Below are 25,327 nucleotides of genomic sequence, written 5' to 3'. Positions count from 1 at the left end.
TTGAGTGAAAGCTTCACCTACCAGGCCACGGACTCGTTGGGCAACACGGTCACCAGCACCATCGTCATCGACATTGTCGACGACGTGCCCAAGGCTCACTGCGATTTCGCCTCGGTGGTGGAGGGCGGCACGGTCAATGGCAACGTGCTGGACAACGACGTACTCGGTGCCGACGGCGGTGCAGTCATCGGTGTGCGCGCCGGCAACGACACTTCGAACCCCGCCATCGGCGGCCTCAACAGCCAGATCAATGGCACCTACGGCTACCTGACCCTGGACACCAACGGCAACGCCGTCTACCACAGCAATCCCGATGCTGTCGGCGCACCAGGCGCGACCGATGTCTTCACCTATACCGTGCGTGATGCCGATGGTGATGAAAGCACGACGACCATCACTGTCGACGTGCACAACAGCTGCCTCGTCGCAGCAATCGACCATGACGTGACCGTCTACGAAAAAGCCTTGGACCTGACCCAGGACGGCCAGGACCTGGCCCCCGGCACCGTCACCGGCAGTGACCCGAGCGCTACCGGTGAAACCGCCAGCGGGAGCTTGGTCGGCTCGGTCAGCGGTGCCACGGGCGCCGTCACCTTCACCCTGGTGGGCAATGCCACCGGTGCCTACGGTCAGTTGCTGCTCCATCCTGATGGGTCGTACACCTACACCTTGACCTCGCCGGCCACGACCACACCCCATGCCAACGATGGCCCGAACGTGTTGAGCGAAAGCTTCACCTATCAGGCCACGGACTCCCTGGGCAACAGCACTACCGGCAGCCTGGTGGTCAGCATTGTCGATGACATACCAAAGGCTGTCGCGTCCGAGCGTTCGGTCACGGCGGTGGAGGTCGATTCGAACCTGCTGATCGTGCTGGATGTGTCCGGCAGCATGAAAGACGATTCCGGCGTGCCGGGGCTCTCGCGTATGGATCTGGCCAAACAGGCGATCAGCGCCTTGCTCGACAAATACGACGACATGGGCGACGTCAAAGTCCAGCTGGTGACCTTCAGCGGCAGTGCCACCGACCAGAGTGCCGTGTGGGTGGACGTGGCAACTGCCAAGACACTGATCGCCGCGCTGAACGCGCACGGTGACACCAATTACGATGCGGCCGTGGCGATGGCCAAGACGGCGTTCGCCACCCCCGGACAACTGACCGGCGCCCAGAACATTGGTTATTTTTTCTCCGATGGCAAGCCGACCTTGGGCGAAATCGGCTCGGCGGACGAGGTCGCATGGAAAGCCTTTCTCGATGCCAACGGCATCAAGAATTACGCCGTCGGCCTGGGCAGCGGCGCCAGAAACATCAACCTCGACCCGCTGGCCTATGACGGCAGCACGCACACCAACACCAACGCGGTGGTGGTCACCGACCTGAACCAGCTCAACTCGGTGCTTTCCGGTACCGTGCAAGGCGCGCCGGTCACCGGCAACCTGCTGGGCGAGGGAGGCTCGTTCGGCGCCGATGGCGGGTTTATCAAGAGCCTGGTGGTCGATGGCACCACGTACAGCTATGACCCGGCGGCCAACGGTGGCCATGGCGCGCTGACCGCCAGCGGCGGGCTCAACCATGGCTCCTTCAATACCGCCACCAACACATTGAGCATTGCCACCGACCACGACGGCACCCTGGTGGTCAACCTGGATACCGGTGCGTTCACCTACACCTCCCAGACGACCACCAGCACCTTGATCAGCGAGCACATCGGCTACACCGTCAGCGACCATGACGGTGACCTGGCGAGCTCCAACCTGGTGATCAACGTCGTGCCCAACAGTCCACCGATCGCTGGCGACGACAACATCATCACCAACGTGCTGTCGGGCAACATCGTGATTCCGGGTGAATTGCTGTTGGGTAACGACAGCGACGCCAACGGCGATCCGCTCAGCGCGTCACCCACCAGTTTCAATACCGGTTGGGTCGCCAAAGGCGCGGATTTCACCGGCAGCACCGGCACGGCCAGCTTCACCGGCAACAACGTGCAATCGATCAATCTCAGCCGCAGCGCTTTCGTCGCCAATACCGCGAGCATGACGGCGATGTTGGTGGTCAGCGGTGCACTGGGGATGGTGTCCAATAACAACACCAACGATGAAGACCGGCTCAACATCAGCCTCAAACAGGGGGAAACCCTCACCCTGGACCACAACCTGTCGGCCGGTCGCATTGCGATGGAGTATTCGCTCAACGGCGGGCCATTCATTGCGATCAACGATGGGGCTTCTTTCACCGCGGCAGCGGATGGCAATTACCAGATCCACGTCACCAATATCGCCAATCCCGGCGGCGGTAATTCCAACGCTGCGGAGAACTATCAACTGACCCTCACCGTTGACTATTCCGGGGCGCAAGACAAAACACCGGACTACCACGGCAGCTACACCGCCAGCGACAACCATGGCGGCAGTGACAGCGCAGCGGTAGGCATCAGCTACCAGGCGGGCCATACCCTGACGGGCACCAGTGGTGACGATGTGCTGTTGGCTGGCAACGGCGACAACATCCTCAACGCCGGCGACGGCAACGACGTACTCAGCGCCGGTTCGGGCAACAACACCCTGAACGGTGGGGCCGGCAATGACTTGCTCTACAGCGGCACGGGTAACGACCTGCTCGATGGCGGTACGGGCAACGACACCGTCAGCTACGCCCATGCCACGTCGGCAGTCACGGTGAACCTGGGCCTGCTGGCGGCGCAGAACACCCTGGGCGCGGGCACCGATACATTGATCGGCATCGAAAACCTGGTGGGCTCGAACTTCAACGACACCCTCACCGGCGACGGCGCCAGCAACCGCCTCGACGGTGGTCTGGGCCATGACGTGCTCAATGGCGGTGGCGGCGATGACCTGCTGATTGGCGGCCTGGGCAACAACACCCTCACCGGCGGCAGCGGCGCCGACACCTTCCAATGGCAGGCGGGCAACAGCGGCCACGACGTGATCACCGACTTCGCGCCCGGTGTCGACAAACTCGACCTGTCCCAGTTGTTGCAGGGGGAGAATGGCAGCGCGGCGTCACTGGACGATTACCTGCATTTCAGCGTGAGCGGCAGCGGGGCGTCGGTCATTACCAGCATCGACGTCAGCGCCATCGCCGGCGCCACGCCGAACCAGACCATCGACCTGGCCGGCGTCAACCTCGCCAGTCATTACGGCGTCACACCCGGCGCAGACGGAATGATCGCAGGTGCAGATACGGCGACCATCATCAACGGGATGTTGAATGACCACTCGTTGAAGGTGGACACGGTGTGAGATGAGCTGAAATAACAAAACCCGCGATTTCCGGTCTGGAAATGGCGGGTTTTGTTTTTCTGAACCTTGTGGGTGGATCCACAGATTGCTGGACGCATGCATGCCTTTGTGGCGAGGGAGCTTGCTCCCGCTCGGCTGCGCAGCAGTCGCAAAAAAGGCATGGTGCGATGAGCCAGGAAAATTGAGTTAGTTCATTTGGGGTGGCTTTGCCACCCAGCGGGAGCAAGCTCCCTCGCCACAGGAGATCCAGGCTCGTGCCACATTCAAGGCTTGCGCAGCGTCTTTTGCCTGAGGATATAAACCGTTACCAGCACCGCACTGGTGAGCATGAACCCCCGGGCCCACGGCAGGGGCACCAGGTAGCAGGAAAAGAGGATGCTCGCCCACATCAGTCCGATGGCATAGACCTTACCCTTGAGCGGGATGCCCTTGCCACTGAGGTAGTCACGAATCCACGGGCCGAGGCGGGGATGTTCTACCAGCCATTGGTAGAAGCGCGGCGAACTGCGGGCGAAACAGGCCGCCGCCAAGAGCAGGAAAGGGGTGGTGGGCAGTACGGGGACGAAGATGCCGATGACCCCCAGCGCTACGCTCAGCCAGCCGATGGCCAACAGAACGTAACGCAGGATCAGCGGGCGATTGCCAATGGGCGAGGGCACCCGGTCACTCAGTGGTGGCGAGGCTTGAGGATCGCCGGTTTCTCGTCCGGTGCGTTGCACAGCAGGTACAGGGCCGTGAGGGCTTCGGGGATCTGGACGATCATGTCGTCCATCAGGTTGGCGTCGGCGGCGATGTCGGAAAACTCCGGTTGCTCGTCGAACAGACCGGAACCGACCATGATCGGCAGCAGCATTTCGCTGACTTCCTCTTCGGCGGTTTCGAACCAGGCGGCTTCGCGCAGGAACACGCCTTCCATGAAGCCGATGCACCAGCCACGCAGTTCCGAATCGTCCGGGTCATCGCCCAAGTCCAGGTCGCACGGCAGTTCGAACTCTTCGTCGGAAGCCAGTTGGCGGGCGATGTGGGCCTTGAGGCCGACCAGCGTGGCTTCGATTTCGGCACGCTGGGCTTCGTCGCTGTAATGCGGCTCTTCGGCGAACAGGGCGTCGATCCACTCACGGTCCGGCACCGTTTCTGCGCAGATGGACAGGGCGGTCAGATAGCCGTGAGCGGCCACGTAGTCCAGCGCCTCTTCGTGCAGCTCATCGGCGTCGAGGAAGACTTGCAGGCGGGTCAGTTGCTCAGCGAAGGACATTACGGGCTACCTTGGGGAATAAACAATGCGGGAATTCTAGGCCTTCTTGAGCGCCCAGGCCAGCCGCGTGGCGTATTTGCCTTGCCGGTAAGGGCTGGGTTGCCCGCATGCCCTGGCATTTATCCCTCGCCACAGGTTCGGTGCATGACTGGCAACAGTGCAAGGGCTTCATCGAACACCTCTTGTCAGCAGCGCCCTTCGCAACGAAGGCCTCGGGTATACTGCCGCGTTTTGTGATGCCCTGCGGCGTCCCGCCGGTTCGAAACGCGCACTTACGATTTGCCGGTGCAGCTTTTGTGATTCTGAACCAGCCTTGCAGGGATGTTTCGGTGATTTTTGGAGTTTCTATGCTCGAACAGGCTCAACGCGTCCTCAAGGACATCTTCGGCTACGACAGTTTTCGTGGCCGCCAGGGTGCCATTATTGAGCGCGTGGCCAGCGGTGGCGATGCCCTGGTGCTCATGCCCACCGGCGGCGGCAAATCCTTGTGCTTCCAGGTCCCGGCGTTGTTGCGCAACGGCCTGGCCGTGGTGGTCTCGCCACTGATCGCATTGATGGACGACCAGGTTGCGACCCTCGAGGAACTGGGGGTTGCCGCTGCTTCGCTGAACTCCACCCTCAGCGCCGAGCAACAGCGGGACCTGGCGACACGCATCAGGCGCGGCGAAGTGAAGATGTTGTACCTGGCCCCGGAACGCCTGGTGCAGCCACGTATGCTGGCGTTCCTGCAGAGCCTGGAAATCGCCCTGTTCGCCATCGACGAAGCCCACTGCGTGTCCCAATGGGGCCATGATTTCCGGCGTGAATACCTGCAACTGGGACAACTGGCGGAACTGTTCCCCGACGTGCCGCGCATCGCCCTGACCGCCACCGCCGACAAACGCACCCGCGAGGAAATCGTCGAGCGCCTGCATTTGCAGGATGCCGAGCGCTTCCTGTCCAGCTTCGACCGTCCGAATATTTTCTACCGCATCGTCCCCAAGGAGCAGCCGCGCAAGCAGTTGCTGGCGTTTCTCGCCGAACGTCGCAGTGATGCCGGCATCGTCTACTGCCTGTCGCGCAAGAAGGTCGATGAAGTGGCGGCGTTTCTGTGTGAGCAGGGGTTCCCGGCGTTGCCGTATCACGCCGGCCTGCCCAACGACCTGCGGGCCTATCACCAGAAGCGCTTCCTCAACGAGGAAGGCCTGATCATGGTGGCCACCATTGCGTTCGGCATGGGCATCGACAAGCCCAACGTGCGTTTTGTCGCGCACCTGGACCTGCCCAAGTCCCTCGAGGCGTATTACCAGGAAACCGGGCGTGCCGGTCGTGATGGCTTGCCGGCCGACGCCTGGATGGCCTACGGCCTGCAAGACGTGGTGATGCTCAAGCAGATGTTGCAGAGCTCCGAAGGTGATGAGCGCCACAAGCGCCTGGAGCAGCACAAGCTCGACGCGATGCTCTCGCTGTGCGAAGAAATCCGCTGCCGGCGCCAGACCCTGCTGGCCTATTTCGACGAAGACATGCCCCAGCCTTGCGGGCATTGCGACAACTGCGTCGATGGCGTGGAAACCTGGGACGCCACCGAACCGGCCCGCCAGGCCTTGTCGGCGATTTTCCGCACCGGCCAGCGCTACGGTGTTGGGCATCTGGTGGACGTGTTACTGGGCAAGGACAACGAAAAGGTCCGCAGCTTTGGCCACCAGCACCTGTCGGTGTTCGGTGTGGGCAAGGCGCGCACCGAGAGTGAGTGGCGTTCATTATTCCGACAACTGGTGGCCCGCGGTCTGGCCGACATCGACCTGGAAGGCTACGGCGGCCTGCGCCTGAGTGCGACTTGCCGGCCATTGCTCAAAGGTGAAGTCACCCTCGAACTGCGCCGCGACCTCAAACCGGCAACGGCGGTCAAGAGCAGCAAGAGCCAGGCCAGCCAACTGGTGCGTGGCGAAGAGCGCGATCAATGGGAAGCCTTGCGGGCCTTGCGGCGCAAGCTGGCCGAGGAGCACGGTGTCCCGCCGTACGTCATCTTCCCCGACTCGACGCTGCTGGAAATGCTCCGCAGCCAGCCCACCTCCCTGGCGGAAATGGCCCGGGTCAGTGGCGTGGGCGCGCGCAAGCTGGAGCGGTATGGCGAGGCCTTCCTCCAGGTCCTGGGCGGCGAGGCCGAAGCACCGAAAGCGGTGGCCGATGTACGCCACGAACTCATCACACTGGCCCGGGCCGGCATGACGCCGTTGCAGATCGCCGGGCAACTGCAGTGCTCGGAAAAGAACGTCTACACGATGCTGGCCGAGGCCATTGGCAAACAGCAGTTATCCCTGGAACAGGCACTGGATCTGCCCGAGGAACTGATGGGTGAAGTGCAGGATGCCTTCCTGGACGGCGAAGGCGAGTTACCACCAGTGTCTGAAGTTGCCGCACTGTTTGTCGGACGGGTTCCCGAAGGTGTGTTGTATTGCGTCAGGGCTGCATTGCAGTCGGAATTTGAAGTCTGATCAGTAAGTTGCGTTCCTTTAACGATTCAGTACAAGGCGAGCCTTGCTTGAATCCAAAGCTCATGCTTAGCTGACTAATAATTAGTTTTTCTCTATTTCAGATCTGATGAGTTTTTTTATGCCGTTAACCGATCAACACCGTTTTGGCATGCAGTTGGCGCAAATGTCTCGGGGCTGGCGTGCCGAACTGGATCGTCGCCTGGCCGGGTTGGGCCTGTCCCAGGCGCGTTGGCTGGTGCTGTTGCACCTGGCCCGTTTCGAACAGGCGCCGACCCAGCGTGAACTGGCCCAGAGCGTCGCCGTCGAAGGACCGACCCTGGCCCGGTTGCTCGACAGCCTGGAAACCCAGGGGCTGGTACAGCGCCAGGCCGTGGCCGAGGACCGCCGGGCCAAGAAAATCGTGCTCTGCGCACCGGCCCTACCGTTGATCGAACAAATCGAAACCATTGCCACGCAATTGCGGCGTGAGCTGTTCGAAGGGGTCGATGAAGCGGACATGCGCGTGTGCATGCGGGTCCACGGTACGATCCTGGCCAACCTGGAAAAATCCTGAGGCATATCCCTGGCGCCAGACTTTTGAGATTCGGCGATTAGCGAACTATAACCAGTACTAAGTGATCGTATTGGATGCGTTTACGCTCAGTCTGGTAGTCGAAAGGGATACCCATGCTTGAAAGTTTGCAGTCCACGTTGCGCAGTTGGGTCAACGTGTCGGTCGTCGTGGGTGCCCTGGGGTATTCGGCCTTGGCGTCGGCGCTGGGACTGGGGGACATAACGCTCCATTCCGCCCTGAACCAGCCGTTGCGCGCCGATATCGCCCTGGTCGATGTGGCCGGCATCGGCGAGGGCGATCTGTCGGCCAGCCTGGCGAGCCCGGACGATTTCAGTCGTGCGGGTGTGGAGCGGGCGTTTTTTCTCAACAACCTGCGCTTCACGCCGGTCTTGCGCGGGGAGCGCAGCTTCATTCGGGTGACCTCCAGCAAACCGGTGGAGGAACCCTTTCTCAACTTCCTGGTGCAGCTCAATCAGCCCAACGGGCGCCTGCTGCGCGAATACACCGTGCTGATCGACCCGCCGGGCACACCGGGTATCGTGCCTGTCCGTGACGAACCTTCCGAGGCCCCGCCGTCCATCAAGCCGCCCCCGGCGGTACAGGGCAAGCGCTACACCGTGGTGCCGGGGGACAACCCCTGGCTCATCGCCAAACGCCTGCATGACGCCGGCAGCAACGCGTCGATCAATGAGTTGATGCAAGCAATCCAGGCCTTGAACCCCGGCAGCGACCGGCTTTCCATCGGCCAGCGCTTGTTGTTGCCCGACTCGGCCGTGCTGCCGACGTCGGCTGCAACCCCGGCCGGCCAGGCCCCCGCCGCGTCCGATGAGCAATTGGCCGCCAGCGTGCTGCTAAACCAGCAGCAACAGAAGACTATCGAGCAACTGCAGGCCCGGCTCCAGGCCCAGGACGAGGAAGTCGCTGGCCAGCGCAAGCAGATCAGCGAATTGCAGGCCCGGCTGGCCGAGGTAGCGCCAGCCCCTGTCGCATCGACGCAACCGCAACCGGCGCTTCCTGCATCGGAACCGGCGTCGAACGCGCAACCCGCTACAGAACCGGTAGCAGAGCCAGAGGGCATCAATTGGACATGGGTGGCGGGGCTGGTGGGCCTGTTGGGGTTGCTGGCGCTGTTACTGTTCGTTCGGCGTCGGCAGCAGCAGGCCGAGTTGGAACCGATGACCGGGCGTCCCGAGCCGATGCTGGAGGAGGGCGACGAAACCTTTGCATCAATCCCCGACACGGAGCCGTCCGAGACCGCGGCATCGTTCAATAACGGTGACACGCCCCTGGGTGATGTGCTGGAGGGCGTCGGGATCTACCTGACCTACGGTCGATTCACCGAGGCCGCAGGGCTGTTGCGCGCCGCGTTGCTGGCGGAGCCGGAGCGCACCGACCTGGGCCTCAAGTTGCTGGAAGTACTGGGCAAGCAGGGCGATGTCATCGGTTTCCAGGCCCAGGAGCATCATCTACAGGCACAGGGTATCGATGCCGGGACGTTGGAGGAGGTCCGCGGGCGCTACCCCAAGGTTTCCATGATCGCCGCGCCGACAGTGGCGTCGGTACCACCTCAGGTCCCGGTTCTTTCATCTACTCCGGCACCGACACCTGCTCCTGAACGTGAGCCGGTGCCCGGTGACGAGTTCGAGTTGGACCTGGATGCGCTGTCCATGGAAACCAGCTGGGACCTCGCCGATGCCCAGGACAACACTGCCGATAAAGAGGCTGTTTCACCTTATGCCGCCGAGAGCTTTTCGCTTTCAGGTTTTGACGAGCCGGACCTGCAATGGGAAGCGCCACTGGAAACCGAGTCGTTGGACGATGCCTTCCTCGATAGCTTTGCCGACGAAGAACAGTCGCTGGAACTTGAGCCACTGGCCCTTGAACCTGTTTCCCTGGACACCCTGCCCCTCGAGCCTCAGGCCCCGGAACACTCGGTCAAGCTGGAACAGGCACAGAATTGCATCGACGACGGAGACCTGAAAACCGCCGTTTCCCTGCTTGAAGAACTGCTCGAGGAGGGTGACGAACCCCTCAAGCAGACCGCCCGGGTGCTGCTGGCGGGGATTCGCTAAGAACCATCGAGGCTGTAGCGGCTGGCCTCTTCGCGAGCAAGCTCGCTCCCACAGCCATCTGCGCCCCCATGTGGGAGCGAGGTTGTTCGCGATAGCGGCCTATCAGGCTGTCAAATCCTGTCCAGACAGCCCCTCAAAACGTCTGCCCCAGGTTCAGATACACCGCCTGTTCATCATCGTCGTTAAAGCCATAGCTGAAATTCAGTGGCCCCAGCGGTGTATCGAAGCCCAGGAAAATGCTGGCGGCGTTGATGTAGCCGCTGTCGAATTCGTTGTCGTTGTTCCAGGCCCTGCCGCGTTCCAACGAGCCGCCGACGTACAGCGGGAAGTCCAGTGGCAGATAGGCCCGCGGTGTGAGGCGGCGGTAATACACGGCACGCATCAGGCTGATGTTCTGTCCGGATATCCCGTCTTCGCGAAAACCTGACAGCTGCCGCGCGCCACCGAGCACAAAGCTGGACGTCACGACTTCAGCAGTGTCCAGTGTTCGACCGTAGCGCCCGCCCAGGATGAAGGTGTCCGGGCCGCTGCTCAGGGCTTTGTCCAGCTTGAATTCCCACTGGCGGTAACGCTGGTCGGAACCCAGCCCTGGTTCGTATTGGCGCCAGCTCAGGCCGATATCTTCCCCTTCGTGGGGGAAATACACGTTGTCGAAGGAATCGAAGGAGTACTTCAGCTCATAGAAACCTTCATTGAAGTTTTCGCTGGGCTGGTCGTGATCGCCAATGCGCACATCCGCCTTGCCCCAGGCCTGGCCGACACCGAAGCGGATTTCGCCGTTGTTGCTGATCTGGCGGCCCACGTTCAGCCCGAAGCCATAGCGCTCGACGCGATACTGGGCCACCGGATCGTTGTCCAGGATGGACTCCACGTTGCGAGATTCAAATTGCCCGTAGGGGGCGATGAAGTAACGTGAACCGACATCCAATGGTTGGTAGAACTCGCTGTACAGCTCCTGCTTGTCGCCGATCTGCGCCCGGGTCAGCCATTCGGCACCGAGGCGATTGATGCCGTTGACCCGATAGCTGGCCCCCAGGTTGAAAGCGCTGTCGCCGCGCATGTCGTCCGACAGGCTCAGCCCCAGCCGAAGGTAGTCGGTGCCGGTGCGTCTGCCCCGGGCGCTGATCACCAGCGTGTGATCCGGGCCCTTGCGGACCACGCGGTATTGCACCTGTTCGAAGTAATCCAGGCCGTACAGCGTGCCCATGTCGGTCTGCAGGCGGCCCAGGTCCAGCGGCTCGCCGATCTTCTGGCGAACGTAATAGCGGATCACGTCATCGCCGACTTTCGAGTCGTTCTCCACACGAATGGCGGTGATGACCGGCGTGCGCTCGCTTGGGGTGCGCGCGGCCATGAGCTCGGCGTCGGGCGCCTCGGACGGGCGTAGAGGCGCCAGGCGTGTCTCGAGTATCCGCGTGGCACGGTAACCGGCGTCGATCATGTCCTGGGCCCGGCCGAAATCGGTGGAGCCGAAGCTCGCCAGCGCCGGCTGGATCAGCACGTCGTCTTTCTTCAGCGTTGCCAGTTGCTCTTCAGAGTTGCGCCGGGTCATCAGGGTGGTCGACTGGTTCAGCACATCGACCACCGTGACCAGTTGCTTGCGGTTGCGCAGGGGCGTACCGATGTCGACCACGATGGCCACGTCCACCCCCATTTCCCGGGCCACATCCAGCGGGATGTTGTCGGACATGCCGCCGTCCACCAGCAGTCGGTTGTCCAGTTCCACCGGGGCGAATACCGCCGGGATCGACATGCTGGCGCGGATGACCTTGGGCAGGTGGCCTTTGCGGAACACGACTTTTTCGCCCGTGGCGATGTCAGTGGCGACTGCGCGAAACGGGATCGGCAGTTTGTCGAAGTCCCGTGTATCGCTGGCGTGGGCCAGCAGGCTTTCGAGCAGCAGGGCCAGGTTCTGGCCCTGGATGACCCCCAAGGGCAGGCCGAGGCTGCCGTCGTCACGAAAACTCAGTTTCTGTTTGACCAGGAAGTCCCGGTCATCCTGCTTGCGCCGGAAGGGTACGTCCTTGCGTGGCGGCGCATCGGACAGAGCCTGTTGCCAGTCGATGCCCAGGGCGAGTTTTTCCAGTTCGTCGATCTTGTAGCCTGAGGCATACAGCCCGCCGATGACCGCGCCCATGCTGGTGCCGGCGATGGCATCGATCTTGATGCCTTGCTCTTCCAGGGCCTTGAGCACGCCGATGTGAGCCAGCCCCCGTGCGGCACCGCCGGACAGCACCAAGCCGATTTTCGGGCGTGGCGCTTCGACGGCGGGCACGTTGGCATGGCCGAGCAGGGGCAACAGCAACAGAAGCAGGAGGGGCAGGAGGCGGCGCATCGTCAATCTCGGGGCGGGCGTCAAAGGCGGGTATTATAACGACGCCTTCGAATCCAGGAGTCCACCCGCAATGACCGAACATAAACCGGAAGTCGTCATCACGTATTGCACCCAGTGCCAATGGCTGTTGCGCGCTGCCTGGCTGGCCCAGGAACTGCTCAGCACCTTCGGCGACGACTTGGGCAAAGTGTCCCTGGTGCCGGGCACCGGTGGCGTGTTCCACATCAGTTGCGACAATACGCAGATCTGGGAGCGCAAGGCCGATGGCGGTTTTCCCGAAGCCAAGGTCCTCAAGCAGCGGGTCCGCGACCGGATCGATCCGGAGCGGGACCTGGGCCACAACGATCGGGTTCAGTGAGACGCGGCTTGGGCGCCAACCCCCGGTTTCTTCGAACCGCCCAGTTGGCTTGAGAGCACGATGGCCGTGATGATTACCACGCCACCCAGCAGCATGCGCAGGGTCGGGTTCTCATCGAACAGCCACCAGGCCATGGCGATGCCATAGACCGGCTCCATGGCGAACACCACCGCCGCCGTGCGGGCCTTGATCACCGCCAGGCTGGCGACGAACAGGCTGTGGGCCAGGCCGGTGCAGAACACGCCGAGCAAGCCGATCCACAACCAGTCGAGTGGGCGAACGTCGCTCAATTGTGGCGCGGCCATCGGCAGCAGGCACAACCCGACCACCACGTTCTGGCACAGCGCGGCCTGAACCGGCGGGACGTGCGCCGAACCGGCACGGTTGGTCAAGGACAGCAGGGAGAAGAGCAACCCCGAGGTCACGGCCCACAGCAGGCCAGTGGTGGCACCGCTGGCCAGGTCGAAGTTCGGCGTGACCAACACCAGGCCGACACTCACCAGCACCACCAGCCAGATTTCATTGGCGCGAATCCGTTCGCGGAAGATCAGCCCCTCGAGCAATACCGTGAAGGCCGGGAAACTGGCGAACCCCAGCGTGGCGACCGCCACGCCGGCCACCTTCACGGCGATGAAGAAACTCACCCAATGCCCGGCCAGCAACAGCCCCCCAAGCAACAATCGCCGGCCATCCCGGGCCCGCAGCTTCTGCCAGCGGCTGTTGCTGGCGAGCCGGGCGAACATCGCCAGGGCCAGCACGGCGAAGACGGCGCGCCCGAACACGATGACTGCTGGCGAAGCCGCGGCGAGTTTGCCAAAGACACCGGTCAGGCCAAACATGAGTGCGCCGATGTGCAGGGCGCCGAGGGCGGTACGGGGCGTCATTTCAATCCTTTCAACAGATAAGCCAAAACCGACGGACAAACATCGATCCCATGGGGGTATTTAATCGTTGGGGAGGTGCTGGCGTCTGTCGCGATCCTAGCGATTTTTAGCGCGAAGCTAGCGCTGACGCCGCAGCTTGCCCGGCGAGACGCCGAATTCGCGCAGCACCGCCGCGGAGAAGGCACTTTGGGAGCTGTAGCCGACGCGGTGGGCGATCTCACCGATGGGCAACTGCGAATCACGCAACAACGCTACGGCCTTGTGCAAGCGACGGCTGCGGATGTAATCCATCGGGGTTTGCCCGCACTCGGCGACGAAGCGTGCGTGCAGGCGGGCGTTGGAGAGGCCGGCGATTCGCGCCAGGTCCGCCACTTGCAGCGCATAGGCGGCGTTCTGGTCGATGTGGGCATTGAGCGCGGCGTAGGGCAGGCGCCGGCCGCCGTGGGTTGCCTGGCGAGCGTTATTGAGACTCGCCAGCAGCAGCACCGCGCCTTGCTGGGCGATCACCGGATCGTCCACCGGGCTGCCCGCCAACCAACTGACCAACTGGCTTTGCCCCGCATCCAGGGGCAGGCGCGCGGTGTCGTCGAGCAAACGGCGGCTGGCATCGGCGTGATCCCCCAGGCATCGCCCGACCCAATCGTCACTGGGCACATCCAGCACCAGGCAGCGACTGCCGTGGGGGCTGCCGCAGGCGTGATGGGCACCGGCGGGTACTACCACGAAACTCTGTTGCACCACCTGGCTGCCACGCCCTTCGACCTCGAAATCCAGCGCGCCGGACAACCCGAACACCAGTTGCGCGTGGTCGTGGCTGTGGACAATCAGATCGTGGCTGTAGTGGCGTAGCGTGAGGATCGGTCTCATCGCGGTCTCCCGTATCAGGCCGCCAGCATACACCGAGGGCACACCGCCCCGCGCTGTCATGTAATGGACTTGTGTTTGTCATGGGCCATTAACCGCTGGCGTGCACAGTGGCGAAAACGATCAGAGGGTTGCCCAATGACCAGCGCCGAGCTCGCCAGACCCAGCCGCAAACAGCGTGTACGCACCCTGTGGATTTCCGATGTGCACCTGGGTACCCGGGATTGCCAGGCCGAGCACTTGTCGCAGTTTCTCAAGGGCTACCACGCCGACAAGATCTACCTGGTGGGTGACATCATCGATGGTTGGAAACTGCGCGGTGGCATGTATTGGCCCCAGGCCCACACCAACGTCATTCGTCGCTTGCTGACCATGAGCAAGCGCGGCACCGAAGTGATCTACGTCACCGGCAACCATGACGAATTCCTGCGGCGCTATTCGAAGCTGATCCTGGGCAATATCCAGTTGGTGGACGAAGCGGTGCACGTCACGGCCGATGGCCGGCATCTGTTGGTGATCCATGGTGACCAGTTCGATGTCATCACCCGGTACCACCGTTGGCTGGCGTTCCTCGGGGATTCGGCCTACGAGTTCACCCTCACGTTGAACCGCTGGCTAAACCATTGGCGAGCCCGTTACGGCTACGGCTACTGGTCGTTGTCGGCGTACCTCAAGCATAAGGTCAAGACCGCCGTCAGTTTCATCAGCGATTTCGAAGAAGCCATCGCCCACGAGTGTGTGAAGCGCGAACTGCATGGCGTGGTCTGTGGGCATATCCACCACGCCGAGATGCGTAGGATGGGCGAGGTGGAATACCTTAATTGTGGCGATTGGGTCGAATCCTGCACGGCGCTGATCGAGCATTGGGATGGGACGATCGAGTTGTATCGGTTGGCGGAAGCCCAGGCGCGGGAGGCGTTGCTCAAGGCAGAGTTGAAAATGGCCGAGCCGGTGTAGGTCGGCTTGATACTTTCGCAAGCAAACATCTGACCCTGTTTGCACCGGACAGGGTTAACCCCTGTGGCGAGGGAGCTTGCTCCCGCTGGGGCGCGAAGCGGCCCTGTTTTTCGGGGCCCTGTTTTTTGAGGGGCGGCTCCGCCACCCAGCGGGAGCAAGCTCCCTCGCCACATAGGTTTCTGCGTCTGTCAGGGCGGCGTTTGTTCCGCCATCGCCGCCTTGTAGATCGATTGCTTCGGCGTGGCAAAGACCCTTTCCAGCATCGGCTCGAAGAAACTCAAGGGCAGGGTGTCGTATTCGGCATCGAATGCCGCCGCGTCGTACTTCGCACAGAACTCAATGGTCGCCTGGTATTGCGGATGACCACTGAATTGCTCGCGCAGGTGTCGGTCCATGCCCAGGTGATGGAAGAAGTAATAGCCCTGGAAAATCCCGTGCTTCTCCACCATCCACAGGTTTTCGGCGCTGACGAAGGGCTTGAGGATCGCCGCGGCGATGTCCGGGTGGTTGTATGAACCCAGGGTGTCACCGATGTCGTGGAGCAGGGCGCAGACCACGTACTCCTCGTCCCGCCCGTCACGGTAGGCGCGGGTGGCGGTTTGCAGGGAATGGGTCAGGCGATCCACCGGGAACCCGCCGAAATCGCCGTCCAGCAGTTTCAAGTGGGCGAGGATCCGGCCCGGCAATTGCCGCGCGTAGGCGCTGAAGTCGGCCGCGATGATCGCCCAGTCTTGTTGGGTGCCTTCTTTCATGTGGGTAAAGCGCGCGTGGTTGCTCATCGGCAGTCCTTGTTAGAACGCGACCTTGCCCAACAGCATGTCGCGGTACATGACGAAATCGCCGAGCAGGCTGTAGAGCGGATGCTGGAAGGTGGCGGGACGGTTCTTTTCGAAGAAGAAGTGCCCGACCCAGGCGAAGCCGTAGCCGGCCACGGGCAGGGCGAGCCACAGCCACCCGCTACCCACGACGAGAGCGAGGGCGAACACCAGGATGACCAGGGAGGTGCCGATGAAATGCAGTCGTCGGCAGGTGCTGTTGCTGTGTTCGCTGAGGTAGTACGGGTAGAACTCGGCGAAGCTATTGAATCGTTTAGTGTTTTCCAAGACTGCAGGCTCTTTGGTTATTGTTCTGGCGACCGATGCATCCAGTGGCTTGCTTTGAGTCTAGAGCCATCATTTGCAACAGCCAGTGACAATGGGCGCCACTCTAGTGTCCGGTCTTACCAATAACGCCCCTTTTGGACGGCTTCTGTTGCCGTCATGCTGCGTTGCCACTCCTCGCCATAGCGGGCTATGACTCGTCGTGGCGTCTTGCCTGACAACAACAGCCGCTCGTCCAAAAGGGGCGTTATTGGTAAGACCGGACACTGCTATCCTTCGCAAATCCAGCCGTACCCTGCGGCTCGTCATGCAAGTAAAACGTCATGAACGAACGAACGACTTCTTCAAGCTGGGCGATGGGGATTGTCAAGGCGTTGGAAATCGACGGCCTGGATTGTCGGGTGCTGTTCAAGCAACTGGGGCTGGACTTTGATGCGCTGGACGATCCGGATGCACGTTTCCCCCAGGACTCGATGACGCGGCTCTGGCAACGGGCGGTGGAATTGTCAGGTAACCCGGCCATTGGCTTGAACATGGGTAAAGTGGTGCGCCCGGCCTCGTTCCATGTGGCGGGCTACGCCTTGATGTCCAGTCGCACGCTGGCGGAGGGGTTCCAGCGACTGGTGCGATACCAGCGGATCATTGCCGAAAGCGCCGACTTGAGTTTTCGCCGCTTGGAAGAAGGCTACGGGCTGATTTTGACGGTACACGGCGATCATTTGCCCCCGACCCGCCAAAGTGCCGAAGCATCCCTGGCCTGTGCGTTGGCCCTGTGCAACTGGCTGACCGGGCGTACCTTGCACCCGGTAAAAGTGCTGTTCCAAGGTACCGAACCCTTGGACCTGGCGCCATATCAGCGAGCCTTCTGCGCGCCGCTGGAGTTCGGCGCGTCTTATGATGCGCTGATTTTTGAACGGGCCGACATGGAGGCGCCGCTGCCTACGGCCAACGAAGCCATGGCGCAGTTGCATGACCGGTTTGCCGGTGAATACCTCGCGCGTTTTTCGGAAAGCCGTGTGACCCACAAGGCGCGACAAGTGTTGTGCCGACTGTTGCCCCAGGGCGAGCCCAAGCGTGACGTGGTGGCGCAGACGCTGCACCTGTCACAGCGCACCTTGCAGCGGCGCTTGCAGGAGGAGGGCACCAGTTTCCAGAGTTTGCTGGAGGACACCCGTCGTGAACTGGCCGAGCAGTATCTGGCGCAGCCGGGCATGACGTTGCTGGAGATCGCCTATCTGTTGGGGTTTGCCGACCCGAGCAATTTTTTCCGGGCCTTTCGTCGTTGGTTCGACACCACGCCCGGCGAATACCGGGCACGGTTGGCGAGCCAGCCAGAAGCGGTCAGTGACGCCAGAACGCCGGGATACACAGCACGAACACCGTGATGATCTCCAGTCGGCCCAGCAGCATGCCTGCGGACAGAATCCACTTGGCCGCGTCCGGCAGCGGTGCGAAGTTGCCGGCCGGCCCGATGATCTCTCCCAGCCCCGGGCCGACGCCGGACACGGTGCTGGCCGCACCGGTCAGCGCCGTCATCCATTCCACGCCCAGCAGCGACAGCAGCAGGGCGATCACGCAGATGGTGATGGCGAAGAAGAACGAGAACGTAAGGATCGAGCGGACGATTTCTTCGTCAAGGCGATGACCGTTGTATTTCTGTTTGATCACCGCGCGGGGGTGGATCAGTTGATTCAGGTTGGCCCGCAGCAGGATGTAGGCGACCTGGAAGCGGAAAATCTTGATCCCGCCGGCCGTCGAGCCTGAGCAACCACCGACGAACCCCAGGTAGAAAAACAGCATCAGCGAAAAATTGCCCCACAGGCTGTAGTCGCCGAGGGCGAAACCGGTGGTGGTGACGATGGACGTCACGTTCAGCGCCACGTGCCGCAGCGCGTCCAGCCAATGCAGGTCGGTGGTCGCCCAATACCAGGTGCCGAGCACCAGCCAGGTCACCAACAACACCCCGATGAGCCCCTGGACCTGCTGGTCTTTGATCAGCGCCCGGCGATTGCCCCGCAACATCGAGACGTACAGGGCAAACGGCAGGCTGCCGAGGATCATGATGACAATGGCGACCCAGTGCACCGCCGGCTGGGTCCATTTGGCCAGGGACAGGTCCGAGGTGGAGAAACCGCCGGTGGAGATCGCCGACATCGCATGGTTGATGGCATCGAACAGGCTCATCCCGGCCCACCAGAGCGCCAGGGTGCCGAGGATGGTGATGCCTACGTAGGACGCCACGATCAGCCGCGCCACCATGTGGGAACGGGGCATGACTTTTTCCGAGCGGTCCGACGATTCGGTCTGGAACAGCCGCATGCCACCGATGCGTAGCAGGGGCAGGATCGCCACAGCCATGCCGATGAAGCCGATACCGCCGAGCCAGTGCAGCAGCGAGCGCCACATCAGGATGCCCGGGGACATGGTGTCCAGGCCGCTCAGGACGGTGGCGCCGGTGGCGGTGATGCCCGACATGCTTTCGAAAAACGAGTCGGTATAGCTGATCTTCTGGGTCAGCAGGAACGGCAGCGCGGCAAAGATACACACCACCAGCCAACTGCTGACAGTCAGCAAGTACATGTCGCGCGGGCGCAGGTGGATGTGTTCCGGGCGCCCGGGAAGCACCAGGGCCAGGCCGGCGAGGAAGGTGATCATGCTCGACCAGAGGAACGACGGCAGGTCGGCGGTGCGCTCGAAGACCATCAGGGTGGCCATGGGCACGACCATGAAGATCGCCAGGGTGATCAGGAAGATGCCGATGATGAAACCAATGATCCGCAGGGTCGGCAACGCCATGAAGTCCGCTCAGGCTGGAAAAGGAAGGGCGCCATTCTACCCGCGACAAGCGCCCTGTAAACCGGCACCCGGCGCCGAGTGGGCAACTGGCCGCGGAATTTGCGCTGACGAACTCGCCGCACAGCCACTAGAATAGCTGGACATTTTTTCAGGAGGTGGCCGATGCAGGCTCTCGACGCTTTGCTCAACCGTGTTTCCGTCCCGCGCCTGGTGGACCCGGCCCCCACTGCGGAGCAGCGCGAGCTCATGTTTGCCGCGGCCATGCGGGCGCCGGATCACGGCCAGTTGCGGCCATGGCGTTTTCTGACGGTCGAAGGGCAGGCGCGGCATCGCATGGGCGAACTGCTGGCCGAAGCTGCGCGGTTCAATGACCCGCTGGTACCGGAAAGCGTCGTGGAAAAGGCCCTCAACGGCCCATTGCGCGCGCCCCTGGTCGTGGTGGTGGTCGCCCGTCTGCAGGACCATTTCAAAATCCCCAAATCCGAGCAACTGTTGGCGGCCGGCTGCGCGGCCCATGGCATCTTGTTGGCGGCGTATGCCCAGGGGGTTGGCGGTGTGTGGCGTACCGGTGAACTGGCGTACTCGCCGCATGTGGCCAGGGGGCTTGGCCTTGAGGACGGGGAAGAGGTGATCGGTTTCCTCTACCTGGGCACGCCGCAGAAAGAAGCGCGCACGGCACCGCAGGAAGATGTCGGGCAGTTTGTCCGGGAGTGGACGGGCCAGTAACGTCTCAAGGGCGGCGGATGACTTGGGGGGATCCACTGTGGCGAGGGAGCTTGCTCCCGCTGGGCGGCGAAGCAGCCCTGAAACCTGGCACCTAGGAGTGTCAGGCGGCCTCTAACCAGGCTTTTGGGGCGGCTTCGCCGCCCAGCGGGAGCAAGCTCCCTCGCCACAGGGAAAGTGCCTGGCCTTGGGTTACTTGCACGCGTCGGCAATCGCCTCGGCCAGCAGGTCCAGGCGCGTGGCGTCGATGCCGGCCACGTTGGCCCGGCCAGTGCCGACCATGTAGACACTGTGGTGCTCGCGCAGGTGCTTGACCTGTTCCGGCGTCAGGCCGGTGTAGGAAAACATCCCGCGTTGCACGCCGATATGGGCGAAGCGCTCGCGCAAGCCATGGGGTTCGAGGGCCTCCAGCAAACCGCTGCGCAATTGCGCGATGCGCAGGCGCATGGCCTGGACTTCATCGGCCCACAGGCTTTTGAGTTCCGGGTTGCCGAGAATGGTCGCCACCACGGCCGCTCCATGATCCGGCGGTGTCGACCACAGGTTGCGGGCGATGTTTGCCAGTTGGCTGCGGATGTCCACCAGCTTCTCGGCATCCCGGGCACAGACGATCAACGCACCGGTACGATCGCGGTACAGGCCGAAGTTCTTCGAGCAGGAACTGGTGACCAGCACTTCCGGCAGGGCTTGGGCAAACAGCCGGACCGCCCAGGCGTCCTGTTCCAATCCATCGCCGAAGCCCTGGTAGGCGAAATCGATCAGCGGCAGCAGGTCGCGGTCGCGCACCACCTCCAACACCTGACGCCATTGCTCATGGGACAGGTCGAACCCGGTGGGGTTGTGGCAGCAGGCGTGCAGCAGCACGACATCGCCTTTGGGGGCCTGGTTCAAGGTCGCCAGCATCGCCTCGAAATCCAGGCGGTTATCGGCGCCCACGTAAGGGTAGTGACCGACCTTGACCCCGGCCGCGGCGAAGATGGTCTCGTGGATCGGCCAGGTCGGGTTGCTCAGCCACACGCCACGGCCCGGCAGGCATTGAGCGATGAAGTCGGCACTCAGGCGCAGCGCACCGGTACCGCCCGGTGTCTGGGTGGCGCCGGCACGTTTTGCGCTGATCAGCGGAGAGTCGGCACCCAGTACGAGCTCGTTGATCAATTGGCCGAATGCAGCGTCGCCATGGCCGCCGATGTAGGTCTTGGTGGTCTGGCGATCCACTAGCCGTTGTTCAGCCTGTTTCACTGACTGAAGAATCGGCGTCAGGCCCTGGGCATCCTTGTAGACGCCCACGCCCAGGTCGAACTTGCTCGGGTTGGCGTCCGCCCCGTAGGCCTCCATCAGGCCCAGGATCGGGTCGCCGGGGACTCGGCCGATGGCGTCGAAATGCATTACTTGCGGCCCTCGGCGGTCTTGGCCACGTCATCGGTGCGGGCGGCCATGATGAAGTCGTTGCGGTGCAGGCCCTTGATGGAGTGGCTCCACCAGGTCACGGTGACTTTGCCCCATTCGGTGAGCAGGCCTGGGTGGTGGCCTTCGGCCTCGGAGATCTCGCCGACGGCATTGGTGAACGCCAGGGCGTGCTTGAAGTTCTTGAACAGGAAAACTTTTTCCAGTTGCATCACGCCGTCGCGCACTTCGATGTTCCAGTCGGGGATCTGCTTGATCAGCACCGGCAGTTCTTCGTCGCTGACTTGCGGGGCATCGGCGCGGCAGGCTTCACAATGGGCTTGGTTCAGAGTGTTCATGGTGTGTTCCTGGATCGAATATTTGGAAAACGTCGATGCATCCACGCTAAAGCAAAGCAGCGTTGTGCAACAGACTCAATTGGGATTAAAAGAGGCGGTTCACGCCGCTTTTGGTGGGAATTTCGGGGCATGCAAGCCCAGCTCCCGACCGCGCTTGACCATGCCCATGATGTCTTCGTGAGCCAGGTCGAACAGACGCTTGAGTTCGGGCAGCACGAAATACACCGGTTGCAGGATGTCGATGCGATACGGCGTGCGCATGGCTTCCAGCGGATCGAAGGCCTGGTGTTCCGGTTCGTCCGACAGGCAGTACACGGTTTCCTTGGGCGAAGACAGGATGCCGCCGCCGTAGATGCGCCGGCCCTGCGGGGTCTGCACCAGGCCGAACTCGATGGTCATCCAGTACAGGCGCGCCAGGTAGACGCGTTCTTCCTTGGAGGCCTGTAGGCCGAGTTTGCCGTAGGTGTGGGTAAATTCCGCGAACCAAGGGTTGGTCAGCAATGGGCAGTGGCCGAAGATCTCGTGAAAAATGTCCGGCTCTTGCAGGTAATCCAGCTCTTCTCGGGTACGAATGAAGGTCGCCACAGGAAACTGTTTGCTGGCGAGCAATTCGAAAAAGGTCTGGAAGGGGATCAACGCTGGCACCCGGGCGACTTGCCAGCCCGTGGTCTCGCCCAGCACCTTGTTGATTTCGTCCAGTTGCGGGATACGGTCGTGGGGCAGGCCCAGCTTGTCGATGCCATCCAGGTACTCCTGGCACGCACGGCCTTCGATGACTTTCAACTGGCGGGTGATCAGCGTGTTCCACACCGCGTGTTCTTCGGCGGTGTAGTGGATAAAACCTTGCGCATCGGGCTCGCGGGCCACGTACTGCGTCTGCTTCATGCTGCTCTCCTGCTGATTTCCCTCGTGGGGAAGGCTGTTTGTTTTTATGTCCAGCGATGCATTAGAGATAACCCGAAGCAGGAGCGCGTGCAGCCGAAGAAAACAGGTGGGTAGGGACAAGTGCGTGTCATTTTGTAAAGTTTTCGTTACGTATGAGGTCGAGCCGCGGCCATGTCGAGATTTTTGGCTGGGAAATGGTCTACAGCTGTCACATAATCTTGACAACTATTTGTGTGCCTAGACAAAAAACCAACATAAAACCCGTGGCGAGGGAGCTTGCTCCCGCTGGACTGCGCGGCAGTCCCAAAAACAGGGCCGCTTCGCAGCCCAGCGGGAGCAAGCTCCCTCGCCACAGGGTGTGTGTCGGGCTTGAATGGGGCACCACTCTCTCATCCACATCCGGGCCTTTTCATGCGCATCAAAGTCCATTGCCAGAATCGCATCGGCATCCTGCGGGACATTCTCAACCTATTGGTGGAATACGGTATCAACGTCGCCCGAGGCGAGGTCGGTGGCGAGCATGGCAACGCGATCTACCTGCACTGCCCAAACCTGATCAACATCCAGTTCCAGGCGCTGCGTCCGAAATTCGAAGGCATCGCCGGGGTGTTTGGCGTCAAGCGCGTAGGACTGATGCCCAGTGAGCGTCGGCACATGGAACTCAACGCCTTGCTCGGCGCTTTGGAATTCCCGGTGCTGTCTATCGACATGGGTGGCTCCATCGTTGCGGCCAACCGGGCGGCGGCGCAGTTGCTCGGGGTGCGAGTGGACGAGGTGCCGGGCATTCCCCTGTCCCGCTATGCCGAGGATTTCGACTTGCCGGAACTGGTGCGGGCTAACCAGTCGCGCATCAACGGCCTGCGGGTCAAGGTCAAGGGCGATGTGTTCCTGGCCGACATCGCGCCACTGCAATCGGAGCACGACGACAGCGAAGCCATGGCCGGTGCGGTGCTGACGCTGCATCGGGCCGACCGCGTGGGCGAGCGGATCTATAACGTGCGCAAGCAGGAACTGCGCGGCTTCGACAGTATTTTCCAGAGTTCGAAAGTGATGGCGGCGGTGGTCCGCGAGGCCCGGCGCATGGCCCCGCTGGACGCGCCGCTATTGATAGAAGGCGAAACCGGCACTGGCAAGGAGCTGCTGGCCCGCGCCTGTCACCTGGCGAGCCCGCGCGGGCAATCGCCATTGATGGCGCTCAACTGTGCCGGGCTGCCGGAGTCCATGGCCGAGACCGAACTATTCGGCTACGGGCCGGGGGCCTTCGAAGGCGCCCGGGCCGAAGGCAAGCTCGGCCTGCTGGAGCTGACCGCCGGGGGGACGCTGTTCCTCGACGGGGTCGGGGAAATGAGCCCGCGCCTGCAAGTGAAACTGCTGCGCTTTCTGCAGGACGGTTGCTTCCGGCGTGTCGGCAGCGATGAAGAGGTGTACCTGGACGTCAGGGTGATCTGCGCCACCCAGGTCGATTTGTCCGAACTCTGCGCCCGGGGCGAATTCCGTCAGGATCTGTACCACCGCTTGAACGTGCTGTCCTTGCACATCCCACCGCTGCGCGAATGCCTCGATGGCCTGGCGCCGCTGGTGGAGCATTTTCTTGACCAGGCCAGCCGCCAGATCGGTTGTCCGCTGCCCAAGCTGGCCCCGGCGGCGATGGAGCGTCTGAGTCACTACCACTGGCCGGGCAACGTCCGGCAGTTGGAAAACGTGCTGTTCCAGGCCGTTTCCCTGTGCGATGGCGGCACGGTGAAGGCCGAGCATATCCGCTTGCCGGACTACGGCGTGCGCCAACCCCTTGGCGATTTTTCCCTGGAGGGGGGGCTGGACGAGATCGTTGGGCGTTTCGAGAAAGCGGTGCTGGAGCGCTTGTACTCCGAACACCCGAGCAGCCGGCAACTGGGCAAGCGGCTGGGGGTTTCCCATACGACCATTGCCAATAAATTGCGCGAATATGAAGTCGGCAAAGAACCCAGTGCGTAATCAATTGTGGCGAGGGGATTTATCCCCGCCGGGCTGCGTAGCAGCCCCAAAGCAGTCAACCTGACACACTTTAGTTGTCTGTTTTTAGGGGCGCTTCGCACCCCAGCGGGGATAAATCCCCTCGCCACAAGAATGTGGAGCAGTTGCCGCAGGGGTATACCTTTGCCTTGCAGCGGCATGACACCGCCGGTTTTTCGTCTTCGATCCATTCCAAAATTCCCTTCCAGAACCCACAAGTCCTTTGTTTACCGGGGCTCGTGGCGCCAGAAAAAAGTTGGTCTGCAAATTGCTTAAGGCTGTGCAACACAGCAGTGGGCGGCAAACGTCCGGCATGCAGAGGAACGACAGTGGACAAGTACCTTTATGTGGCAATGACCGGCGCCAGCCAGAACGCACTGGCGCAGCGGGCCCATGCCAACAACCTGGCGAACATCTCCACCAATGGTTTTCAGAAAGACCTGGAGCAGGCGCGCTCGATGCCGGTGTTTGGCGACAGCTTTCCGGCGCGGGCCTTTGCCATGTCCGAACGGCCTGCCACTGACTTCACCCCGGGCGCACTGGTGGAAACCGGTCGTGACCTCGACGTCGCGGTGAGCGGGCCGGGTTGGATGGCCGTGCAGAACCCCGACGGCGGTGAAAGCTACGTGCGCACCGGCAGCCTCAATGTCGACGCCCTGGGCGTGCTGCGGGCTGGCAACGGCATGCCGGTGATGGGCAACGGCGGGCCGATCGCCGTGCCGCCAGAGCAGAAAATCGAAATTGGCCAGGACGGCACCATCAGCATTCGCGCCATGGGCGAAGGCCCGCGGGTGATGGCTGAAGTGGACCGCATCAAGCTGGTCAACCCGGACCTCAAGAACATGACCAAGGGCCTGGACGGTTCGATCCGGACCAAGGACGGCCAGCCGGCGCCCATCGATGCCAACGTGCAGTTGGTGTCGGGTTTCCAGGAGGCGAGCAACGTCAACGCCGTGGATGAAATGACTTCGGTGCTGGCCTTGGCCAAGCAGTTCGAGCTCCACGTCAAGATGATGAACACCGCCAAAGAAGGCGATGAAGCCATGGCTCGGGTCTTGCAGATCTAATCATTA

21 protein-coding genes are annotated in these 25,327 nt (G+C 62.1%); 10 read left to right on the top strand and 11 right to left on the bottom strand.

The window, feature by feature from the left end:
- A partial coding sequence (locus BM300_RS07000; protein WP_139232343.1) for a type I secretion C-terminal target domain-containing protein occupies positions 1 to 3,264 on the top strand: 3,264 nt, incomplete at its 5' end.
- Positions 3,265 to 3,527: 263 nt separating this feature from the next.
- On the opposite strand, the gene BM300_RS06995 is transcribed toward BM300_RS07000, so the two are convergent.
- Both BM300_RS06995 and BM300_RS06990 read right to left on the bottom strand, forming a co-directional pair.
- On the bottom strand, positions 3,528 to 3,923 hold the full coding sequence (locus BM300_RS06995) for a YbaN family protein (RefSeq protein ID WP_063322443.1): 396 nt from the start codon (positions 3,921 to 3,923) through the stop codon (positions 3,528 to 3,530).
- An 8-nt stretch (positions 3,924 to 3,931) separates the two neighbouring features.
- Positions 3,932 to 4,519 (bottom strand): UPF0149 family protein, encoded by a 588-nt coding sequence (locus tag BM300_RS06990; RefSeq protein WP_003198997.1) that lies wholly within the window; start codon positions 4,517 to 4,519, stop codon positions 3,932 to 3,934.
- Between the two features lie 347 nt (positions 4,520 to 4,866).
- Between BM300_RS06990 and recQ the strand changes: the two genes are divergently transcribed.
- The 3 genes from recQ to BM300_RS06975 all read left to right on the top strand — a co-directional run bounded on the left by recQ (position 4,867) and on the right by BM300_RS06975 (position 9,618).
- Positions 4,867 to 6,993 (top strand): DNA helicase RecQ, encoded by a 2,127-nt coding sequence (gene recQ, locus BM300_RS06985; protein ID WP_092462402.1) that lies wholly within the window; start codon positions 4,867 to 4,869, stop codon positions 6,991 to 6,993.
- A gap of 118 nt (positions 6,994 to 7,111) precedes the next feature.
- Positions 7,112 to 7,546: a MarR family transcriptional regulator gene (locus BM300_RS06980; RefSeq protein WP_003199001.1), complete on the top strand. Its 435-nt coding sequence runs from the start codon at positions 7,112 to 7,114 to the stop codon at positions 7,544 to 7,546.
- A 113-nt stretch (positions 7,547 to 7,659) separates the two neighbouring features.
- Complete coding sequence (locus tag BM300_RS06975; RefSeq protein ID WP_092462400.1) at positions 7,660 to 9,618, top strand: FimV/HubP family polar landmark protein; 1,959 nt, start codon at positions 7,660 to 7,662, stop codon at positions 9,616 to 9,618.
- Positions 9,619 to 9,751: 133 nt separating this feature from the next.
- On the opposite strand, the gene BM300_RS06970 is transcribed toward BM300_RS06975, so the two are convergent.
- Complete coding sequence (locus tag BM300_RS06970; RefSeq protein ID WP_092349621.1) at positions 9,752 to 11,953, bottom strand: patatin-like phospholipase family protein; 2,202 nt, start codon at positions 11,951 to 11,953, stop codon at positions 9,752 to 9,754.
- 70 nt (positions 11,954 to 12,023) lie between these two features.
- On the opposite strand from BM300_RS06970, the gene BM300_RS06965 reads away from it, so the two are divergent.
- The gene (locus BM300_RS06965; RefSeq protein WP_063322439.1) at positions 12,024 to 12,311 is read left to right on the top strand and encodes an Rdx family protein; all 288 of its coding nucleotides are present in this window, start codon (positions 12,024 to 12,026) and stop codon (positions 12,309 to 12,311) included.
- Here the strand turns inward: BM300_RS06965 and BM300_RS06960 are convergent.
- Together BM300_RS06960 and BM300_RS06955 are read right to left on the bottom strand one after the other, a co-directional pair.
- Positions 12,305 to 13,195, bottom strand: a complete 891-nt coding sequence (locus tag BM300_RS06960; protein WP_092462398.1) for a DMT family transporter — start codon at positions 13,193 to 13,195, stop codon at positions 12,305 to 12,307. The two genes, BM300_RS06965 and BM300_RS06960, sit on opposite strands and share 7 nt — an antisense overlap.
- 117 nt (positions 13,196 to 13,312) lie before the next feature.
- Positions 13,313 to 14,062: a helix-turn-helix transcriptional regulator gene (locus tag BM300_RS06955; RefSeq protein WP_092225681.1), complete on the bottom strand. Its 750-nt coding sequence runs from the start codon at positions 14,060 to 14,062 to the stop codon at positions 13,313 to 13,315.
- A 135-nt stretch (positions 14,063 to 14,197) separates the two neighbouring features.
- Here BM300_RS06955 and BM300_RS06950 point away from each other — a divergent pair, with 135 nt between their 5' ends.
- Positions 14,198 to 15,016, top strand: coding sequence for a UDP-2,3-diacylglucosamine diphosphatase (locus BM300_RS06950; RefSeq protein WP_092462396.1), 819 nt, complete (start codon positions 14,198 to 14,200; stop codon positions 15,014 to 15,016).
- Positions 15,017 to 15,204: 188 nt separating this feature from the next.
- Here BM300_RS06950 and BM300_RS06945 read toward each other — a convergent pair whose 3' ends face one another.
- Together BM300_RS06945 and BM300_RS06940 are read right to left on the bottom strand one after the other, a co-directional pair.
- Positions 15,205 to 15,795: an HD domain-containing protein gene (locus tag BM300_RS06945; protein ID WP_092145020.1), complete on the bottom strand. Its 591-nt coding sequence runs from the start codon at positions 15,793 to 15,795 to the stop codon at positions 15,205 to 15,207.
- Positions 15,796 to 15,807: 12 nt separating this feature from the next.
- On the bottom strand, positions 15,808 to 16,119 hold the full coding sequence (locus tag BM300_RS06940; protein WP_063322434.1) for an Mpo1-like protein: 312 nt from the start codon (positions 16,117 to 16,119) through the stop codon (positions 15,808 to 15,810).
- A 320-nt stretch (positions 16,120 to 16,439) separates the two neighbouring features.
- On the opposite strand from BM300_RS06940, the gene BM300_RS06935 reads away from it, so the two are divergent.
- Positions 16,440 to 17,501: an AraC family transcriptional regulator gene (locus BM300_RS06935; RefSeq protein WP_092225685.1), complete on the top strand. Its 1,062-nt coding sequence runs from the start codon at positions 16,440 to 16,442 to the stop codon at positions 17,499 to 17,501.
- Here BM300_RS06935 and BM300_RS06930 read toward each other — a convergent pair.
- A complete protein-coding gene (locus BM300_RS06930; protein WP_092145016.1) occupies positions 17,458 to 18,912 on the bottom strand; it encodes a TrkH family potassium uptake protein in 1,455 nt (484 codons plus the stop codon). The two genes, BM300_RS06935 and BM300_RS06930, sit on opposite strands and share 44 nt — an antisense overlap.
- A gap of 162 nt (positions 18,913 to 19,074) precedes the next feature.
- On the opposite strand from BM300_RS06930, the gene BM300_RS06925 reads away from it, so the two are divergent.
- Positions 19,075 to 19,638 (top strand): NAD(P)H nitroreductase, encoded by a 564-nt coding sequence (locus tag BM300_RS06925; RefSeq protein WP_092145014.1) that lies wholly within the window; start codon positions 19,075 to 19,077, stop codon positions 19,636 to 19,638.
- 189 nt (positions 19,639 to 19,827) lie between these two features.
- Here BM300_RS06925 and BM300_RS06920 read toward each other — a convergent pair whose 3' ends face one another.
- From BM300_RS06920 to phhA, 3 genes are all read right to left on the bottom strand, one after another.
- Positions 19,828 to 21,021, bottom strand: a complete 1,194-nt coding sequence (locus tag BM300_RS06920) for an amino acid aminotransferase (protein WP_092145012.1) — start codon at positions 21,019 to 21,021, stop codon at positions 19,828 to 19,830.
- Positions 21,021 to 21,377 carry a 4a-hydroxytetrahydrobiopterin dehydratase gene (locus BM300_RS06915; protein ID WP_003184087.1) on the bottom strand — a complete coding sequence of 119 codons (357 nt, stop codon included), beginning with the start codon at positions 21,375 to 21,377 and terminating at the stop codon, positions 21,021 to 21,023. Before BM300_RS06915 ends, BM300_RS06920 begins: the two co-directional genes overlap by 1 nt.
- A 99-nt stretch (positions 21,378 to 21,476) precedes the next feature.
- The gene (phhA, locus tag BM300_RS06910; protein WP_053120239.1) at positions 21,477 to 22,262 is read right to left on the bottom strand and encodes a phenylalanine 4-monooxygenase; all 786 of its coding nucleotides are present in this window, start codon (positions 22,260 to 22,262) and stop codon (positions 21,477 to 21,479) included.
- 411 nt (positions 22,263 to 22,673) lie between these two features.
- Between phhA and BM300_RS06905 the strand changes: the two genes are divergently transcribed.
- Both BM300_RS06905 and BM300_RS06900 read left to right on the top strand, forming a co-directional pair.
- Positions 22,674 to 24,236, top strand: a complete 1,563-nt coding sequence (locus tag BM300_RS06905) for a sigma-54-dependent transcriptional regulator (RefSeq protein WP_072341529.1) — start codon at positions 22,674 to 22,676, stop codon at positions 24,234 to 24,236.
- Positions 24,237 to 24,583: 347 nt separating this feature from the next.
- Positions 24,584 to 25,321: a flagellar basal body rod protein FlgF gene (locus BM300_RS06900; RefSeq protein ID WP_003199043.1), complete on the top strand. Its 738-nt coding sequence runs from the start codon at positions 24,584 to 24,586 to the stop codon at positions 25,319 to 25,321.
- Positions 25,322 to 25,327 lie beyond the last annotated feature (6 nt).

Source organism: Pseudomonas sp. NFACC46-3 (assembly GCF_900114515.1).
In the GTDB taxonomy this organism is placed as follows: domain Bacteria; phylum Pseudomonadota; class Gammaproteobacteria; order Pseudomonadales; family Pseudomonadaceae; genus Aquipseudomonas; species Aquipseudomonas fluorescens_Q.
The sequence above is the reverse complement of the archived record's forward strand: the minus strand, read 5'-3'. Positions and strand labels throughout refer to the sequence as shown.